The organism is Pedobacter sp. CG_S7, from assembly GCF_040544395.1.
GTDB lineage: Bacteria > Bacteroidota > Bacteroidia > Sphingobacteriales > Sphingobacteriaceae > Pedobacter.
Window position 1 is genome coordinate 1 of sequence record NZ_JBEONS010000005.1, and the last position, 19,818, is coordinate 19,818.

Genomic DNA, 19,818 nt, shown 5'->3' on the forward strand with positions numbered 1-19,818 from the left:
GAAAAATACAAATGCCCATGGGCAGCGCAATTTAGCCAAATGATCATGCAGGCAATTGAGCTCAAAAAAATAATCATGCCTGGTGATTATGGAAATCCAATACAAGAAAGAGCCAGGATTGAAGCCTTGCTTGATGAGCTAACCAGACAAAAAGTAAGCCCCGGCCACGTGGAAGTAATCACCTTTCAAAAAAGAATCCTTAAACATAGAGCCTATTTACTGACATTTCTTTACCATCCCGAGGTTCCCTCACACAACAATAATTCTGAACAGGCGATCAGAAATATTAAGGTCAAACTTAAAGTGTCAGGAATGTTCAAATCTTCTAAAGGCGCACAGAACTATGCAATCATGCGTTCTATTACCGACACCTGCAAGAAAAATGAGCAGGCCATCTTAAATGCTTTCTTGACTATTGCTTCATCATAGAGGTACCTGAGTAGTTACATATTTTTAAAATTTAAATTCATTTTTCTTTATATTTTTAATCCGAAGTGTTAAATAAGAACTAACCAGCAATAGTTTTTGATAATTATATTAGTATTATTGTATACCTAATAATTATTTTTCGATGTGAAAAAAGACTTTACCGATCAAAACTCGATACAAGGTATCACAGCCGAAACTCTGTTTAAGAGTTATTTTGGTCGTCTAAGTTACTTTGCGTTTCAATTTGTGAATGATAAAGATATTGCTAATGATCTTGTTCAGGATGCATTTGTTGCCTATTGGGACTGTAAAAACGATATTTCTAATCATCCTAATGCTATCAAAGGTTTCTTATATAAAACAGTTAAAAATTTTGCGCTTAATTACATAAAAAGACAAAAAGTTCAGGAACGCTATTTTTTTTTGAGGGAAGAAGAGAAATTTGAAAAAGAAAAGGCTCTTGATAAAATAATTGAAGCTGAGGTGGTGGCTAATTTACATAAAGCTCTTATGCAACTGCCCAAAAGCTGCAGAAATGTTTTTTTATTGGCTTTTTATGAAGGCCTAACTAATCCTCAGATTTCAGAAAAATTGAATATAAGTGTAAATACGGTAAGAAACCATAAGCAAAATGGTTTAAAACTGTTGCGCTCCAAACTCAATTTAGAATCATTTCTAGTTCTAATTGCGTTACTATCCAAGTAAATTCCACTTTAAAAATTATATTTCAATTTCACCTAGTCTTTTTCTGCTATTAGGTTTTCTTAATAGAGAAATAAGTCGAAATGAATATAAGTCCATACAAATTATCAGCATTAATATCTAAGTATATTCAACAGGACCTATCTGAGAGCGAAAGATTGCTTTTGGATGAATGGGTGAGCTTGAGCAACGATAATAAACAATTGTTTGATCATTTAATTCAAGTTAAACAAGTAAAAAGAGGCTTGGATTACTTAGAATCTTTAGATATTGATTTGGAATGGAAAAAAGCTAAAAGAAAGAGAACAATAAAAAAGTTAAAAGTGGTTACTCCTTATTTAGGATATGCAGCAACTATAATTGGTGTCTTATTTACCCTATTTCTATTTTTAGCTAAAGAAAACGTTGAAAAATTACCTGCGCATCAAGCGCTTGTCTCCAACAAAAAAGATCTTTTGCCTGGAGCAATTAGGGCTACTTTAAAATTATCAAATGGAGAAGTGATTCATCTTGATGAAAAGTTCATCTCTATCCCAGAAAATAAAAGTTTTGTCATTACTTCCAAAAGTGGTGAACTCAATTATCCAAAATCAAAAGTATTAAGTGATCTATTGGGGTTCCACACACTATCTGTTCCAAAAACCGGAACCTATCGGGTTGTTTTATCAGATGGCACAAAAGTGTGGTTAAACTCCATGTCTGAGCTCAAGTTTCCATTAAATTTTTCATTGTCAAACCGGAAAGTTCAATTAACTGGTGAAGCCTATTTTGAGGTAGCTAAGGATACTTCAAGACCTTTTATTCTTGAAGTAAATAATAACACAATTGAGGTATTAGGAACACATTTTAATGTCAACTCTTATAATTCAAATTTTAATACAACTTTATTGGAGGGAAGTGTGAAAGTAGCAAATATGCAAGGTTACAAAATATTAGTTCCAGGCCAGGAAGCTAACATTATTGGCAGTGAAATAAGAGTGAAAAAAGGAAATATTAAGAAGGCTCTCGCCTGGAGAAATAATGAGTTTTATTTTGAAAATGAATCTATGCATCAAATTTTAGTAGAAGTATCCAATTGGTATGGTTTTGAAATAAATGATGACCGAATCTCTGATAGGAGACGGTTCTCGGGGAATTTCAATAGAAATCTAAAATTATCTGAAGTGTTGAAAATTTTAAATTCATTAAGTGGTTATTCGTTCCATTTTGATGAAGGAGAAGTAACTGTAAATAATTAACGTGAATTAAAAACCTAAATCAACTTATGGAGTAAAAAAAATAAAAAATTTAAAAAGAACTATCAACTAACCAATTAACTATTAACCCCAAAATTTATGAATTCTTTATATCGTATTATAAAGTTAAATATACTTTTCATGCTGCTTTTAACACTTACAGCCTATGCAAATAGTGTAGCTCAAGGTATTACTGTTTCAGTAAATAATGAAAGTCTAGAAGTTGTTTTATCTAAAATTTCTAAACAAACTAATTATAAGTTCATTTATGACGATGAACTTATTTCAAGGATGTCTAAGGTTTCAATAAAAATGACAAACAGTTCCATTTCTGAAGTGATGAACCAAGCTTTAGGTAAAACAGATTTGAATTTTGAAATTATTTCCGGAACAGTAGTTATAAACCGTAAGGCTGAACCAATAAAAATGAGCCCGAAAGAAAATAACCAACAAAAAAAATTAAATGGCAGAGTTCAGGATAGAGAAGGACTTCCTTTGCCTGGAGCAACACTTTCTGTTAAAAATAAGCCTGGAACAAAGGCTATTACTGATAAAAATGGAAACTTTTCTATTATAGTTAATGCCAATGATGTTATTCAGATTTCATTTATTGGTTATCAAACGAAAGATTTGGTTGTAACTGATGATTTGTCTGATGTTGTTGTTGTATTGGAAAGTGCTGATGCTCAGCTAGGAGAGGTGGTAGTTGTAGGTTACGGAACTATGAAAAAGCGTGACGTTACTGGGGCAGTAAGCCAGATAAAGGGTGATGATTTAAAAAATATGCCTGTTAGAAGTGCTACAGAAGCCTTACAAGGTAAAACATCTGGTGTTGTGGTAACATCAAACGGTGGAAGTCCAGGTACCCCTCCTTCTGTAAGGATCCGTGGTATTGGCACAGTTAATAACAATAATCCACTGTATGTTGTAGATGGCTTGCCTCAAGCAGATATTGGGTGGTTAAATCCAAATGATATTCAATCAATTGAAGTTTTAAAGGATGCTTCAGCATCAGCAATTTATGGAACTCGTGCTGCTAATGGTGTAGTAATGGTTACAACTAAACGTGGAAAGCAAATTGGAGATGTATTAAAAAGCACGGTTGCATTTGATTCCTATTTTGGTTTCCAAAATCCAATTAAAACTTACGAAATGATGAATGCTTCGCAGTTTATGGATTATAAAAATTTGGCAAATACAAATGCTGGTTTACCCGCTTACTTTTCTCCGACACAAAAAACGGAAGTGTTAGATTTTCTTAAAACTAATTTTGGGAGTGATGAAGGTACGAATTGGTGGAATGAAATCAATCGAAAAGATGCACCAGTTCAAAATTATAATATCACAATTTCTGGTGGTATGAAAGATCTGGCCTATAATACAAGTATAGGTTATATGGATCAAAAAGGGATAATCAATGGATCTGATTATGACCGATTAACCTGGCGAACTAATTTTGATCATAATTTGAAAGACTGGTTTAAACTTTCTGGAAATATTGGACTTATCCATGAAAGTAGAAGGAATGTTTTAGAAAGTAGTCCTGGTTTTAATACTGCTTTTATTGCTTTTGTTGCTGATCCTATATCTCCAGTTTTTCGTACAGGCTTAAATAATATTCCTGAATTTTTAAAAAGTTCTTTCTTTTTAGGGGAAATAGACCAAAATAATCCTTATTCATTCTATAGTCCAATCTTAATGACGAATAAAGAAAACCCTGCTTCTCAGGTAAATATATATAAAGATAATGTGTGGAAGGGAATTCAGTTAAAAGGTGGGCTTGCTGCTGATGTTAAAATTACAGACTTCTTGAAATATAGAGGAAGTTTTGGTTTGGATTTAAGTCGTGGTGGATCTGATGGCTTCAGTCCTAAGTATCGTTTAGATAATGAACAATATGTAACAGATGCAACAGTGAGTAAGCTTATTACTCAAAGTGACTACTGGGTTTTAGAAAACACCCTAACCTTTGAAAAGAAATTTGAGGAGCATAATATAAGTTTTATGGTTGGTACTTCTGCTGAGGAAACCAAATATGAGCAGACTGGTGCTTCAAAACAAGGCTTAGTTACGAATGATAAAAGTCAATGGATTATTGATGCAGGAACAATAAATCCAGGAGCCTCCGGATATAAATCGGAAAGTGCTTTGGGATCTTATTTTAGTAGGGCTTTTTATTCTTTTAAAGACAAGTATTTATTTACAGCTAATTTTAGAAGAGATGGTTCTTCTAACTTTGGTAATGGGCAGAAATGGGGTAATTTCCCTTCCTTTTCTGCAGGATGGATTTTTTCTGAGGAAGATTTCCTGAAAAATCTGTCTTGGCTTTCCAGTGGTAAATTAAGAGGAAGCTGGGGCCAAATTGGTAACCAGGCAATTGGTGGAGGTGCTTATAGGAATACATATTCTGGAAATTTAGGGTATTATTTATTTGGTGATTATACCCCATATTTAAGAGGTGGAAGTAACTATATGGGTAATTCCGATGTACATTGGGAAACAACTGCACAAACAGATATTGGCCTTGAATTGTCTTTATTCGAGGGCAAAATTAACATCGTTGCAGATTGGTTTCAGAAAACTACAGATGGTATGTTATTGAATGTTCCATTACCTAATTATTTAGGATTCCCTAATTATCCCTGGACGAATGCAGGCAAGGTAGAAAATAAAGGTTTTGAGTTAGAGCTTGCCTATAATAACAATAAAGGAGCATTTAAATATTCAATCTCCGGTAACCTATTTACCTTTAAGAATAAGGTAATCAGTTTGGGTGGTGGTGAGCCTATTTTAGGTGGCGGCTGGATTAATTATACAACAACTAAAACAGAAGAAGGAATGCCTATCGGATACTTCTATGGTTTAAAAACTGATGGGATTTTTCAAAATCAGGGAGATGTTGACGGCTATTTTCAAGAGGGAGCTCGTCCCGGAGATTTGAAATTTGTAGATGTAAATGGTGATAAGAAAATTGATAACCAGGATAGGACTAACATAGGTGATCCATTTCCAGATTTGTCTTATGGCTTAAATCTTAATTCATCGTATAAGAACTTCGATTTTCTCATTTCTATGCAGGGAACGGTTGGAAACAAAATCATGAATATCAAAAAGATTGATATGAATTCTGGTGTTGGCTGGTACAATGGGCCAAAAGACTTAATGGAAAAAGCTTGGTCGCCAACTAACCCAAGTAATGAACAATTTGCAATAAATGCAACAAACACTAATAATCTTCAAATTTCAGATTGGCTAATTGAAGATGGCAGTTATTTGAGGGTAAAAAATATTCAGGTAGGCTATTCTTTGCCATCACCAGTTTTGAAGAAGGCTGGACTTAAACGCGTTCGTCTTTGGGTAGGAGCCTATAATATATTCACGATTACTAATTATTCCGGCTTAGATCCAGAAATTGGAAATTCATCTCCTTTGAGTAGTGGTGTAGACCAAGGGTATTACCCTGTGGCTAAATCATATATGTTCGGTGTAAACGCAACTTTTTAAACGATTAAAGAAATTAAGATGAAAAATTATAAATTTTTATTAGGAGTTGGCATCCTCATAGTTGCATTAAGCGCTTGTACTAAATCTTTTCTTGAGAGAGAGCCAAAAGGTGCATTAAGCGAGAAAGATTACTTTCAAACTGACAATGCGGCGATGAAACTTGTTGCAAATTGCTATGGTCCTATGCTTGATGGATGGGGATATACTGTAAATAAAGTTGCTCTGGGTGATGAATCGGTCGATAATGCAGATGGGGGTGGTTCTGATCCTGGAGATAGACCACAAACAATTGAAGTAGGTAGGGGCCGCCCATTAGCTTCAAACTCGTTATTGCAAGAAATGTGGAATAATCGTTATTCAGGAATAGGGAAATGTAATTTGGCAATTGAAAACATTTTAAGTAATTGGGAAAATTTAATTGCAGGTGGCGGCAAAGTCTCTGAAGAAACTAAAGCAAGATATATTGCAGAAGTTAAATTCTTAAGAGCCTGGTATTATTTTGATTTAATTTGGGTGTTTAAGGAAGTTCCTTTAGTCGTAAGTACTTTGAAACCTGATATTCGTTTACCAAAAAGTACAGTTGAAGAGTTAAGGACTCAAATTTACAAGGATTTAGACGAAGCAATAAATACGGCTTCTTTTCCCAGAAGTTCAACGCTGCCTAAAGCTGAAAAAGGTAGAGCCAATAAAGATGCTGCTTATGCATTAAAAGCACGGGCAGCTTTATTCTTCGCCGGACTAATGGAAAGCAGTAAAATGACTGGCAATTCAGGTGAGGAATATGGTATCGCTAAAACTTCAGCAGAGCAAGTGGTTAAAACCGGAAATCTTAGCCTGCTTCCTGATTTCCAAGATTTGTATAGAGGAGATTATAAAGTCGGTCCTTATTCACAGGAGTCTATTTTCTCAGTTTTAAGAGCTTATATTCCCGCTATTGGTTTTGGTGGCGATGCTTTTGCTATAATGAATGTTGGAAGAAATAATGTTGGAGGATACGGTGGAAATACACCCACTAGAGATTTAGCCTTAGCTTTCGAAAATCGAGACCCAAGGAAAATGTTTACCATAATTAGCGATGGTGATGTTTTTTCAACTTCAAGCGGAGGACAAGAAGTACATAATTATCGAGGTTATTATAATGATTTTAACTTACAGCATAGTCGAAAGGCTTTTGTGCCACAACAATATAGAATACAGAATGATCTGTCAAGAAGTAACTGGGGACCTTATTGGATACGATATTCTGAAGTTTTATTGGTCTACGCTGAAGCGCTGTTAAAAACTAACGCTAGTAATGTAGATGTTGTTAAATATATTAATGAAGTGAGAAAAAGAGCTTTTGTAACTACCTCTAAAATAGATCAGCCAGCAATATCTAGAAAATTCGGTCAGGGTTTAGCTGCTGTTAGTGAAGCTGAATTTAACGCTACTTTAGCTGTAAAAATTACTGATAACCTTTTAAAAGCAATTAAGCAGGAGCGAAGAGTAGAATTAGCTTTGGAAGGATTTCGTTTATACGATTTAGTAAGATGGAATGAATATGCGTCAACCATGAGCACTTTCTATACAAAATATGGTTTTGCTGATAAAGGCGTAAATGCAGGTGAAAACAGTTGGCCTTTTCCTATTCCACAAACTGAAATTGATCGGTCAAACGGGGTTTTAGTTCAAAATTCTAATTATTAAATACTTGACATGAATAAAAATAAATCATATAACCGAAGGTCTTTTTTAAGACTTTCGGCTATTGCTGGTGCGGGTGTTAGTATAATTCCATTTACAACTTTTGATTCTTTTTCTGCTGATAAAAGTATATCTACTAAGTCTAATATTTCTGAATTGGCTGTTGGTAAACGAATTGGTATCATTGGTCTTGACACCTCACATAGTGAGGTGTTTACGAAGATGATTAATTCAGGTGAAGTAAAAGGCGGATACAAAGTTGTAGCTGCTTATCCTCATGGAAGCCCAGATATACCTGCTGCATTAAAAATGAAGCCCGGTATTATTGAAGCAGTAAAAGGGATGGATGTAGAAATTGTCGATTCTATTGAAGCGCTTTTAAACAAGGTTGATGTGGTGTTATTAGAGACTATTGATGGAAGACCTCACTATGAACAAGCACTTCCCGTTATCAAAGCTGGAAAACGAATGTTTATCGATAAACCAATTGCAGCAAATTTAGAAGATGTTAAAAGACTTTTCGCTGCCTCAAGAAAATATAAAAGTCCTATTTTTTCTAGCTCAGCGCTCCGATTTGATCCTACAGTTCAAAATGTTGCCAATGGGTCAATTGGAAAAGTAACAGGTGCCGACGTTTATACGCCAGCAGAGATAGATCCTCATCACATCGATTTAGCTTGGTATGGTATTCATGGTGTTGAAATGCTATTTACCGTTATGGGCCCCGGTTGTAAACAAGTAAGCCGGGTTTATCAGGAAGGAACTGATTTGGTTACAGGAGTTTGGAATGATGGTCGTATTGGTACAGTTAGAGGAATAAGAGCTGGTTCGGCTAACATTGCAGGAACAGCTTTCGGAGAAAAGGGCATCGCCCCATTAGGTCCATTCAGTTCTTATGTTCCTTTGGTAGATAAAATAATTGCCTTTTTTGATACAGGTGTTCCACCTGTATCTGAATCTGAAACTTTAGAAATATTTACTTTTATGAATGCCGCAGATTTAAGTAGAAGTGAAAACGGAAAAAGTATCAGTATATAATAAAATAACCCTAATATTTATTATTTATCAATGAAACGAGATTATTATTTTATATTAATGCTATGCAGTTTTTTTGTAATTAGCTGTAAACCATCTAGAAATAAAGTTAGTATTCTTTATTTTTCAACTCAGAATGAGCAATCAGGAAACTTAAAGAAGTTTTCAGCAAGTAAAGGGTGGAAGAATATCAATTCAGAAGATCCTTCCGTATTTGCTGCTGATTCACTAAAGAATATTAGTGCAATTGTACTCAATGTAAGTGACATCAATAAGTTGGACCATCGTGAACTTCCAAAACTGAAAAGGTATCTTGAAGCGGGTGGTGGTGGAATTATTGCCATCCGAGATACTTTATTGGCAGAAAAAGGCTGGCCCTGGCTGCAATCCTGGTTTGAAAGGGAGGATGGTGCCCTGTTCAAACAGGATGAAGGAAGTTTATCTATCATTGGTGCCGATTTTTCACCAGATAAGTTAACTGCTGCATTCGATTTTGTCATCGGTGGCAATAATTTACCGGATTATTCAAAAACTATAACCTTAAATGTTCCAGATAGTAGTCGATATACTCGTGAGGTATTGGTAGAAAGTTTGGATGAACCTTTGCAGATGGCCATCCTTCCCAATAGAGATGTACTGTTCATAGAAAGGAAAGGCGGGGTAAAGCTTTATGAAAATATAACAGGTGAAACTAAAACCGTTGCCAACCTGAATATTTTTAGTGGTATTGAAGATGGGTTATTGGGTGTAGCGGCAGATCCTGGTTTTGCAGAAAACCACTGGGTCTATTTCTATTTTGCTGTTGGAGGCGAAAAAGCAGTAAATCATTTATCAAGGTTTGAATTGTATGGAGACAGTTTAGTGCTGGGATCTGAAAAAGTTATCCTCGAAATACCTACACAACGCATCTATTGCTGTCACTCAGCTGGATATATTGCATTTGATAAGAATGGTTTATTGTATTTGTCAACTGGCGACAATACAAATGCTGAAGAAACAGAGGGGTACACCCCTATTGATGAAAGACCAGGTCGTTCTTTGGCAGATGATCAGGCTACAGCAGCCAATACCAACGACCTTAGGGGAAAAATTCTTCGCATCAAACCTCTACCTGATGGTAGCTATAAAATTCCGAAAGGTAATTTGTTTCCTGCAGATGGAAAGGTTGGCCGACCTGAGATTTATGTGATGGGATCGCGCAATCCTTTTCGTTTTAGTGTGGACCCAAAAAATAATTATTTGTATTGGGGGGATGTTGGGCCAGATACAAAAGTCAAAGCCTCTACCGGAGAATTTATGAGTTTTGATGAAGTCAATCAGGCGAGGGAGCCGGGGTTTTTTGGATGGCCATATTTTTTGGGAAACAATGAGATATTCCCCAAATATAATTATGCAACAAAAAAAGAAGATCAGGGTAAAGACCCATTAAAACCAATCAATAATTCTCCAAATAATACTGGTTTACAGGAATTGCCACCGGCAAAACCTGCGATGATTTGGTATGGCAAAAGTAATTCAAAAAAGTTTCCTTTGGTAGGGAATGGGGGAGCAAGCATCATGGCTGGGCCAGTTTTTTATAGTTCCGAATATGCAGATAAACCTTATAAATTAGCTGAGTATTATGATGGCAAACTATTTATTTTTGAATGGATACGTGGCTGGATTATGGCGGTAACATTAGATGAAAAAGGTAATTACCTTAGAATGGAGCCTTTCCTTGAGCACATTAAATTTGAAGCGCCAGTAGATATACAGTTTGCTAAAGATGGGTCTATCTATGTTCTGGAATACGGAACCAACTGGTTCTCAAAAAATACAAATGCCAAGCTCGTACGCATACAATATGTTGAGGGTAATAGAAATCCTAAGGCGAACATTAAAACCGATAAACAATATGGTGCTGCACCAATGGAAGTCAAGTTGTCTGGAAAAGGATCAAATGATGTTGATGGAGATCAGCTTTCTTATGATTGGGAAATTGAAAGCAATAAACTTAAAGGTGAAAATATCACGTATACTTTTAATAAACCAGGCACCTATAATGTCGTTTTATCTGTGAAAGATAATAATGGCGGAGTTGGTGAGACTACAAGTAAAATGTATGTTGGCAACACTCCACCTGAAGTTTTTATACAAACCAAAGCAAACAGGAGTTTTTATTGGGATAATTCAGTTTTGGATTATACTATTGATGTGCAGGATAAAGAAGAGAAAATCAATCCTAAACGTTTGAATATCTCTTTTGGTTATATTCCACATGGGAAAGATGCAGCAATTATTCTTACAGGAAATCAGGAGTTAAGTAATTTTAAATATTTAAAAGGAAAACAAATGGTGGCCAGCTTTGATTGTAAGTCTTGCCATTCTATGGATCAAGCATCCGCTGGCCCTTCTTATTTTGCAATTGCAGAACGCTATGCAGCTAAAAATGGGGTGCTAAAACAACTGTCTGCAAAAGTTATAAATGGCGGTAGCGGAAACTGGGGAGAGCGCTCTATGTCGCCCCATCCTGCAATTTCAAATAAGGAAGCCGAAGAAATGGTAGCCTATATTCTTTCTTTAGCAAATAAAAAGAATAGCCTTCCATTAAAAGATGTTATTAAACTTAGCGATCACCTGGACAAAGGAAATGAGGGTGTCTATTTGTTGAATGCTACCTATAAAGATCAAGGGGCTAATGGTATCGGCGAATTGCAGAGCCGTAATTATATTCTTTTAAAAAGTCCGGTTGTTCAGGCCGAAGATTTTGATGAAGGAAATGTAAGAATCTCTACCATAACAACTGCTTTTTTATCTTATTTAAGCAGTATTCAGAATGGTAAGTATATCAAATTTAATGCTATCGATTTAACTCATGTAAAAGGTTTGACTTATAATGTCCAGGCTAATGGTGCTGGTGGTATTATTGAATTGCATATAGATAGGATAGACGGTCCATTATTGAGCTCCATTACAGTTCCTGCAGGAAAAAACGACGTGAAAGGTAATGCTTGGAAACAAATTAGCACCCAAATAAAGTTTACTGAAGGTAAGCGTGATTTGTTTTTTGTTTTTAAAGGTCAGCAACAGAATCTAAATTATTTCAATATGGATTGGATACGATTTTCTGATAAATAATAGTAGTTATTATGAATAATTTAACGAGTAAGAAATTTATATGCAAAATTTAGTTCGGGTTAAGTTATCTTTTCTCATGTTTCTGGAATATTTCATTTGGGGTGCATGGTATGTAACCATGGGAACTTATCTGTTTGCTAATTTTGATGCAAGCGCGTTACAGGTTGGGTCAACTTATGCTAATTTATCGATCGCGGCAATCATTTCTCCATTTTTTGTTGGATTGATTGCCGATCGTTATTTCGCTGCACAAAAAGTAATGGGAGTGTTGCACTTGACTGGGGCTATTGTACTTTATTATTTAAGTACAGTTAAGGAGTTCAATGATTTTTGGTGGTTAGTCTTAGTTTATACATTACTTTATATGCCTACAATGGCTTTGGCCAATTCCATATCATTTCACCAAATTAAGGATGGGGGAAAAGACTTCCCCTTGATCCGGGTGTTTGGTACTGTCGGTTGGATTGCCGCAGGCTTGTTGATCGGTTTTTTGAGTTTAGAAAGTTCTTTTTTAACTTTTAGGATTGCTGCAATCGCATCATTATTTTTGGGTTTATTTAGCTTTTTCCTCCCTAATACTCCTGTAAAGGAAAATGGCGATAACAAATTGTCTTCGATTTTGGGTCTTAATGCTATGGTTCTTTTTAAAAGCCGGTCTTTTATCATCTTTTTCTTCGCTTCAATTGCAATCTGTATCCCATTGTCTTTTTATTACAGTTTTACCAATTCCTTTCTTAACGATATCGGAATGGAAAATGCTGCTAGTAAAATGACGCTTGGCCAGGTTTCTGAATTTGTGTTTATGCTGTTGATTCCACTAATGTTCCGTAGGCTTGGCGTCAAAAAAATGATCATGATAGGAATTGCGGCCTGGGTTATCAGGTATTTATTATTTGCCTATGGAAACGTTGGGTCTGATTTGTGGATGCTCTATATTGGGATTATACTCCATGGCATTTGCTATGATTTCTTTTTTGTAACGGGGCAGATTTTCACAGACAATAAAGCAGGAGAATCAATTAAGAGTGCAGCACAAGGTATTGTCACATTTGCCACTTATGGTATTGGTATGCTAATTGGATCTTATTTATCTGGTATGTTGACCGAATCTTTTGTCTCTCCTGCGGGTAGTGATTTCAGGTTTGACTGGAAAATGGTCTGGCTTGTTCCCTGCTTTATTTCCGTCGTTATTTTAATTGTTTTTGGTTTGTCCTTTAAAGATAGACCGGTAAAGGAACAAAAGTCCAATAATTAGCGTATTAGTTTACGATATCCAAATCCTTATATTTTTAAAATTATGTCAAAAAGTAATACTGTTCGAGTTTTAGTGGTAGGATGTGGTAATATGGGCAGTTCCCATGCTATGTCTTATCATACACTAGATGGTTATGAAATCTGTGGCCTTGTTTCACAGGGGAAAAGTAAAGAGGTTTTAAATGAGAAACTTGGAGGGGGTTATTCGCTGTTCGATGACTTTGAAGAAGCATTATCTTCTACAAAACCTGATGCGGTATGCATTTCTACTTACCCAGATACGCACGAGAGTTATGCTATTAAAGCATTAGAAAACGGGTGCCATGTTTTTGTAGAAAAACCTTTGGCAGATACAATTCAAGGTGCAATTAGGGTAGTGGAAGCCGCAAAAGTATTCAACAAAAAACTTGTTATCGGATATATTTTAAGGTATCATCCTTCATGGAAACGATTCATAGAGTTGAGCCATGGATTGGGCAAACCCCTGGTAATGCGGATGAATTTAAATCAGCAAAGCCACGGAAATATGTGGAATGTTCATCGTAACTTAATGGAAAGCCTCAGTCCAATTGTGGATTGTGGTGTGCATTATATAGATGTGATGTGCCAGATGACACAATCAAGGCCAGTACAGGTAGCAGCAATTGGTGCTCGTTTAACAGATGATATCCCAAAAGACAATTACAACTATGGGCAGCTTCAGATTCGTTTTGAGGATGGATCTGTTGGTTGGTATGAAGCGGGTTGGGGACCGATGATCAGTGAAACTGCATTTTTTGTGAAAGATGTATTGGGTCCAAAGGGTTCTGTATCTATTGTTGCAAAAGAAGCAAGTAAGGCCGGTAAATCAGATGCCGTAGCGTCACATACAAAAACAGAATCAATACGTTGCCATTATGCCGATTTAGATGAAAACAATGAATTTGTAAGAAAAGATCAATGGATTGATTTGGAAGACGAACCCGATCATCAGGAATTATGCAATCGGGAACAGCGTTTCTTTTATAATGCAATACAGAAAGATCTTGACCTCACAAACTCAATTGAAGACGCTATAAATAGCCTTAAAATAGCGTTTGCCTGCGACTTATCTGTGAAAACCGGAGAAGTTGTTAAATTGTAATATATTTTTTTAAGGAATTCCATAATTGAAAAAATTGAATACTATTTGTCTTTTCAAGCTTATAGTATTCAATTTTTTATGTAAAGCCTTTACTAAGGCCGTCTTTTTAAAATGGCCTAAAATCTCTAAAAGTTAGGTTTTAAAACATATTTATCATAGAACCTGAAAATATGCTCAGCAGCATCTTCGGCCGTATCTACCAGACGAAATAAATTCATGTCATCCGCATGGATGTTCATTTCTTTTTTCAACATTGTGTTGGTAATCCAGTCAACCAGACCACCCCAATATTCTTTTCCAACCAATACAATAGGGAATCTTGCTACTTTACCCGTTTGAATTAAAGTAATCGCTTCAAATAACTCATCCATGGTACCCATTCCACCGGGTAATACAATAAAACCCTGGGAATATTTCATAAACATCACTTTTCTGATAAAAAAGTAATCAAATTCTAGTAATTTGTTATGATCTATATATCTGTTGTGGAATTGTTCAAAAGGTAAGTCAATATTTAAACCTACAGATTTTCCGCCATTCATGTGTGCCCCTTTATTTCCGGCTTCCATAATACCCGGACCACCGCCTGTAATTACGCCGTAGCCACGCTCGGTTAATAACCTGCCACATTCTACAGCAATTTCGTAATAAGGATTGGTCTCTGCAGTCCTTGCAGAACCGAAAATAGAGACACAAGGACCAATCTTGGCCAGTTTCTCAAAACCATCTACAAACTCTGCCATGATTTTAAATATCTGCCAGGAATCTGTTACTTTTATTTCCTGCCAGTTCTTGTTCTCAAAAGCACTTCTTATTTTTTCTTCGCTTGTCATTCTACAAAAATATTTTACTTAAAATTTTGTTTGGGTGGTTGATTGTTTTCCTGTTACCCATAAAAGCAAAAATGTTATTAACCCATTTAATATAATCAACTCAAACCCCAATGCATAATTAAACCACGACATCGAATTACTATCAATTATAAAACATAAAACAGGCGATAACAAACAGATGTATGGCACAAGTTTGTCAATTACCGCTTTTTTTGTTAACAAACCAAAAGTAAATAGGCCAAGTAATGGGCCATAAGTATAACCAGCTGCTTTAAAGATGGCATTCACCACTGATTCATCATTAATGATTTTAAAAATCATAATTACAATTACCATAACTAAAGAGAAACCTGCATGGACTAAATGTCTTTTAGTAACTAATTTAGGGTCATTTTGATCCGCTTTCTTGTCAAAGTGCAAAAAGTCTATGCAAAAAGAAGTTGTTAACGCCGTTAAAGCCGAATCCGTTGTGGCAAAAGTTGCTGCCGTTAATCCAAGCATAAATATAATTCCAGGAATAATGTTTAAATGGTTTAAGGCAATTTCAGGATATAAATAATCAGGTGTTTTTAATGCAGCTACATCAATGCCATTTCTTTCCGCATAAAGGTATAATAGTGCGCCAACACTTAAAAAGAAAATGTTTAATACCACAAAAACAGCTGTAAATGTGAACATGTTTTTTTGCGCTTCACCAATAGTTTTCATGCTCAGGTTTTTCTGCATTAAATCCTGATCCAAACCAGTCATAGCAATGGTCACGAATATACCACCTAGAAAATGTTTCAGGAAATGGGTTTTGCTTCCCAAGAAGTCTTCCCAGAAGAAGATTTTGGAATAACTGCTATTTTTAACCGCTTCAAAAGTTCCTGCTACGTCTAAGTTTAACGACTTGGCTATGAAAAAGATAGACAACATTACAGATAGCAACAAGAAAACCGTTTGCAAAGTATCAGTGACGATGATGGTTTTTAAACCTCCCTTGTGTGTATAGGCCCAAATTAGCACCAAACAGATGACTATAGTTACCCAAAACGGCACATTCCAGGCATCAAATATAAACCTTTGCAATACAATGGCAACAAGGTATAACCTGAATGCCGAGCCAATAGTACGGGATACAAGGAAAATTACTGCGCCTGTTTTATAACTCCAAAAGCCAAAACGCCTTTCCAGATAGGTATAAATAGAAATAATGTTTAACCTATAATACAAGGGGAGCAAAACGGTAGCAATGATGATAAAGCCAACCGCATTACCGAGTATAAATTGGAAATATCCAAAATCACTATTGCCTACCGCACCCGGAACAGAAATGAAAGTTACTCCAGACAATGCGGTGCCAATCATACCAAAGGCTACCAAATACCATTTTGAATTTCTATTGGCAATAAAAAAAGCGGCGTTGTCAGAGTTTTTTCTCGAAGTAAAATAGGCAACAACAATGAGTACCAGGAAATAACCTAATAAAAAAGACAGAAGTATAGCTGGGGACATAGGGTGGATTTGTAAATAAGGGTTTAAATGTAAATAAAATGCTATTATTAAAAATAATTAACCGAAGATAAATATAAATTTGTAAAATGAATTTTTCTTCGAAATTACTGGAGGATGCTGTTAATGAATTTGCCAAATTACCTGGTATTGGAAAAAAAACTGCCCTCCGATTGGTGCTGCACTTATTAAATCAGGAAAAGGAAGAAGTAACCCAGTTTGGGAATGCTATCATCACACTGCGTCAGGAGATTAAACATTGTACAATTTGCCATAATATCGCCGATCAGGATATTTGTACCATCTGTGCTTCCAACAAGAGAGAAAAGGAAATTATTTGTGTGGTTGAAGATACCCGGGATGTGATGGCAATAGAAAATACAGCTCAATATTTTGGCGTTTACCATGTGCTGGGTGGCTTAATTTCTCCAATGGATGGCGTAGGCCCTTCTGATCTTTTTATTGATTCGCTCGTGCAGCGCGTAGCTACCACCACTGTAAAGGAAGTTATCCTCGCTTTGAGTGCAACTATGGAAGGCGATACCACACTTTTCTACTTATATAAAAGATTAAAAGACTTTCAAATCCCTATCACAACAATTGCGCGTGGCATTGCCTTCGGCGGAGAGCTGGAATATGCTGATGAGATTACTTTAGGTCGTTCTATTGTAACCAGGGTGCCTTATGAAAGTTCTATCATTAAATAATTCCCTATGGATTTTAAGAATAAAGTTATCGTAATTACCGGTGCTTCCTCGGGTATAGGTAAGGCTTGTGCAGAAGAATTTGCAAAAAGAGGTGCTAACTTAGTATTGGCGGCCAGGCAATATGTTAGTCTTTGCGAAATTACTGCTCAGCTCCAAGCCAAATATGGTATTAAAGCTATTGCCGTTCAGGTAGATGTAAGCAAAGAAGAAGATTGTCACCTGCTTATCAAGCAGGCTGTAAATACTTTCGGCAAAATTGATGTTCTCCTTAATAATGCAGGTATCTCTATGCGGGCTTTATTCTCTGAATTAGACCTTTCTGTCCTTAAAAACCTGATGGACGTTAATTTCTGGGGAACTGTATATTGCAGTAAATATGCTTTAGACGAGATCCTGAAAACTAAAGGTAGTATCATTGGGGTATCTTCTATTGCAGGTTACCGTGGTTTGCCCGGTAGAACAGGCTATTCTGCTTCAAAGTTTGCCATGAATGGTTTTATGGAATCCCTGCGAACAGAGCTTTTACATAGCGGTGTACATGTGATGGTAGCTTGCCCGGGTTTTACCGCATCTAATATTCGTGTAGCTGCATTAGCAAAAGATGGCCAGGCACATGGCGAAACCAGTATGGAAGAGGGGAAAATGATGACTGCAGAACAAGTGGCCATCACTATTGTAAATGGTATTGCTGCACGCAAAAGAACTTTGATAATGACTGGCCAGGGAAAGCTCACTGTGCTGTTGAATAAATTGTTTCCCGCACTTACCGATAAATTGGTGTTTAATCATTTTACAAAAGAAAAGAACGCTTTAATCAAATAATATTTTCAGAAAGATTTGTTGCTTTGCCAAAACAATTCGATCTTTGCTGTACGATGATTTTAACAAACGGACTTAATAACTGGTGGTGGCATAACGCGGATGCGTAAGGTAACCCTGTATTGAACGTTTTATTTTATATAAATAATTTGAGGGTTGCTATAAAAGGCAACCTTTTTTGTTTTGTAGCTATGAAGAAAATATTAAACTTTTTATTCGAGAATAAGAGCCTCAGCAGAGCTGAAGCTCAAAAGATTTTAACCTCCATCGCCATGGGAGATTACAAGCCTATACAAATTGCTGCCTTCATTACTGCCTATGGCATGCGCAATATCACGGTGCAAGAGTTACAAGGCTTTAGGGATGCGATGCTGGAATTATGTGTTAAGCTTGATTTTTCAGACTATTCACTCGTAGACCTTTGTGGTACTGGGGGTGATGGTAAAGACACCTTTAATATTTCAACTCTGGCTTCTTTTGTTGTTGCCGGCACCGGACAAACCGTCGCCAAACATGGTAACTATGGTGTTTCTTCCGGCTGCGGTTCTTCCAATGTGATGGAATACCTGGGCTATCAATTTACCAGCGATAAAGACGTGTTGAAACACAGTCTTGATACCGCAGGTATCTGCTTTATTCATGCCCCGTTATTTAACCCCGCCATGAAAATTGTTGCCCCCATTCGTAAAGAACTTGGCGTAAAGACCTTCTTTAACATGCTTGGTCCTTTATGTAATCCTTCAGAACCCCAAAATCAGTTAGTAGGGGTCTTTAGTTTGGAATTAGCAAGGTTATATGCTTATTTATACCAGGAAACAGATAAAAACTATACCATATTACATGCCCTGGATGGCTTTGATGAGATCTCTTTAACCTCTAAGGTAAAAACTTTCAGTAAAAAGGGTGAGGCCTTATGGAGTGTTGCCGATTTTGGTTTTGAGCCTATAAAAGAAGTGGAAATCATTGGTGGTGATACTGTTGCCTCTTCTGCTAAGATATTTGTAGCTGTTTTAGATGGTAGGGGTACTGATGCCCAAAATAATGTCGTTTTATGTAATGCTGCAATGGCCTTGCAAACTATTGATAACACCAAAAGCTTTGCCGATTGTTTCTATGAAGCGGAAGAGTCATTACTGGCTAAGAAAGCATTGAAGAGCTTCAGGAAATTGTTGAGTTTTAATGAAATTCGAGTTAACCCCTAAATATTTTTCATCAAATGATGTCCTTAAAATTAAAAATATGCGGAATGCGCGATCCTGAAAATATAGCTCAGGTAGTCGCTTTGCAGCCAGATTATTTAGGCTTAATTTTTTACCCTAAATCGAAAAGATTTGTGGGTAATATATCTGCTACCATGATTAATGCAATTCCAGAGCGCATACAGAAAACAGGGGTGTTTGTTAACGAGCAACTTCACCAGGTGCATGAATTTATTCTGAAATACAAGTTGTCGGCGGTACAGCTACATGGCGATGAATGCCCCAATTATTGCAAGGCTTTAAAAAACCTCCTTCCGGCGGTATCGTTGATCAAAGCTTTTGGAGTGGATGAAAGTTTTGACTTTAAAATATTAAACCCTTATCAAAAAGTAGTAGATTACTTTCTTTTTGATACACAAACCCTCGAACATGGCGGTTCAGGAAAAACCTTCAATTGGTCCTTGTTAAAAGGCTATACATTAAAGATACCCTACTTTTTAAGTGGCGGCATTGGTCCGGAAAGCCTGGAGCAACTCCAGCAGCTTAACGACAAATACTTATATGCCATAGACATCAACAGTAAATTTGAAATAGAGCCTGGTTTAAAAGACATCGCTAAATTAACCGCATTTAAAAATACACTGTTTCCGCTGCGTGTAGCGATAAACGGAATAAAATAAAGAG

General features: G+C 36.2%; 15 protein-coding genes. 13 read left to right on the top strand and 2 right to left on the bottom strand.

What is annotated here, in order from left to right:
• The 9 genes from AAKU52_RS04630 to AAKU52_RS04670 all read left to right on the top strand — a co-directional run.
• Positions 1–429: IS66 family transposase (locus tag AAKU52_RS04630; protein ID WP_354330744.1), on the top strand; the 429-nt coding region annotated here is incomplete at its 5' end.
• A 144-nt stretch (positions 430–573) separates the two neighbouring features.
• A complete protein-coding gene (locus AAKU52_RS04635; RefSeq protein WP_354330746.1) occupies positions 574–1,134 on the top strand; it encodes an RNA polymerase sigma-70 factor in 561 nt (186 codons plus the stop codon).
• An 80-nt stretch (positions 1,135–1,214) separates the two neighbouring features.
• Complete coding sequence (locus AAKU52_RS04640; protein WP_354330748.1) at positions 1,215–2,369, top strand: FecR family protein; 1,155 nt, start codon at positions 1,215–1,217, stop codon at positions 2,367–2,369.
• A 96-nt stretch (positions 2,370–2,465) separates the two neighbouring features.
• The gene (locus tag AAKU52_RS04645) at positions 2,466–5,870 is read left to right on the top strand and encodes a TonB-dependent receptor (protein ID WP_354330750.1); all 3,405 of its coding nucleotides are present in this window, start codon (positions 2,466–2,468) and stop codon (positions 5,868–5,870) included.
• Positions 5,871–5,888: 18 nt separating this feature from the next.
• Positions 5,889–7,556, top strand: a complete 1,668-nt coding sequence (locus tag AAKU52_RS04650; RefSeq protein ID WP_354330753.1) for a RagB/SusD family nutrient uptake outer membrane protein — start codon at positions 5,889–5,891, stop codon at positions 7,554–7,556.
• Positions 7,557–7,565: 9 nt separating this feature from the next.
• Positions 7,566–8,591 carry a Gfo/Idh/MocA family protein gene (locus tag AAKU52_RS04655; protein ID WP_354330755.1) on the top strand — a complete coding sequence of 342 codons (1,026 nt, stop codon included), beginning with the start codon at positions 7,566–7,568 and terminating at the stop codon, positions 8,589–8,591.
• Between the two features lie 30 nt (positions 8,592–8,621).
• Positions 8,622–11,705: a PQQ-dependent sugar dehydrogenase gene (locus AAKU52_RS04660; RefSeq protein WP_354330757.1), complete on the top strand. Its 3,084-nt coding sequence runs from the start codon at positions 8,622–8,624 to the stop codon at positions 11,703–11,705.
• A gap of 40 nt (positions 11,706–11,745) precedes the next feature.
• Positions 11,746–12,960, top strand: coding sequence for a nucleoside permease (locus AAKU52_RS04665; protein ID WP_354330759.1), 1,215 nt, complete (start codon positions 11,746–11,748; stop codon positions 12,958–12,960).
• A 42-nt stretch (positions 12,961–13,002) separates the two neighbouring features.
• Complete coding sequence (locus AAKU52_RS04670) at positions 13,003–14,082, top strand: Gfo/Idh/MocA family protein (RefSeq protein ID WP_354330761.1); 1,080 nt, start codon at positions 13,003–13,005, stop codon at positions 14,080–14,082.
• A 125-nt stretch (positions 14,083–14,207) separates the two neighbouring features.
• Here AAKU52_RS04670 and AAKU52_RS04675 read toward each other — a convergent pair whose 3' ends face one another.
• The gene (locus AAKU52_RS04675) at positions 14,208–14,915 is read right to left on the bottom strand and encodes an LOG family protein (protein WP_354330763.1); all 708 of its coding nucleotides are present in this window, start codon (positions 14,913–14,915) and stop codon (positions 14,208–14,210) included.
• A gap of 18 nt (positions 14,916–14,933) precedes the next feature.
• Complete coding sequence (locus AAKU52_RS04680) at positions 14,934–16,412, bottom strand: sodium:solute symporter (protein ID WP_354330765.1); 1,479 nt, start codon at positions 16,410–16,412, stop codon at positions 14,934–14,936.
• Between the two features lie 86 nt (positions 16,413–16,498).
• Here AAKU52_RS04680 and recR point away from each other — a divergent pair, with 86 nt between their 5' ends.
• The 4 genes from recR (at position 16,499) to AAKU52_RS04700 (ending at position 19,814) form a co-directional block, all read left to right on the top strand.
• Positions 16,499–17,116 (top strand): recombination mediator RecR, encoded by a 618-nt coding sequence (recR, locus tag AAKU52_RS04685; protein WP_354330767.1) that lies wholly within the window; start codon positions 16,499–16,501, stop codon positions 17,114–17,116.
• A 6-nt stretch (positions 17,117–17,122) separates the two neighbouring features.
• Positions 17,123–17,938 (top strand): SDR family oxidoreductase, encoded by an 816-nt coding sequence (locus AAKU52_RS04690; RefSeq protein ID WP_354330769.1) that lies wholly within the window; start codon positions 17,123–17,125, stop codon positions 17,936–17,938.
• Between the two features lie 188 nt (positions 17,939–18,126).
• Positions 18,127–19,137 (top strand): anthranilate phosphoribosyltransferase, encoded by a 1,011-nt coding sequence (trpD, locus tag AAKU52_RS04695; RefSeq protein WP_354330772.1) that lies wholly within the window; start codon positions 18,127–18,129, stop codon positions 19,135–19,137.
• A 14-nt stretch (positions 19,138–19,151) separates the two neighbouring features.
• Positions 19,152–19,814 (top strand): phosphoribosylanthranilate isomerase, encoded by a 663-nt coding sequence (locus tag AAKU52_RS04700; protein WP_354330774.1) that lies wholly within the window; start codon positions 19,152–19,154, stop codon positions 19,812–19,814.
• Positions 19,815–19,818: the final 4 nt, after the last annotated feature.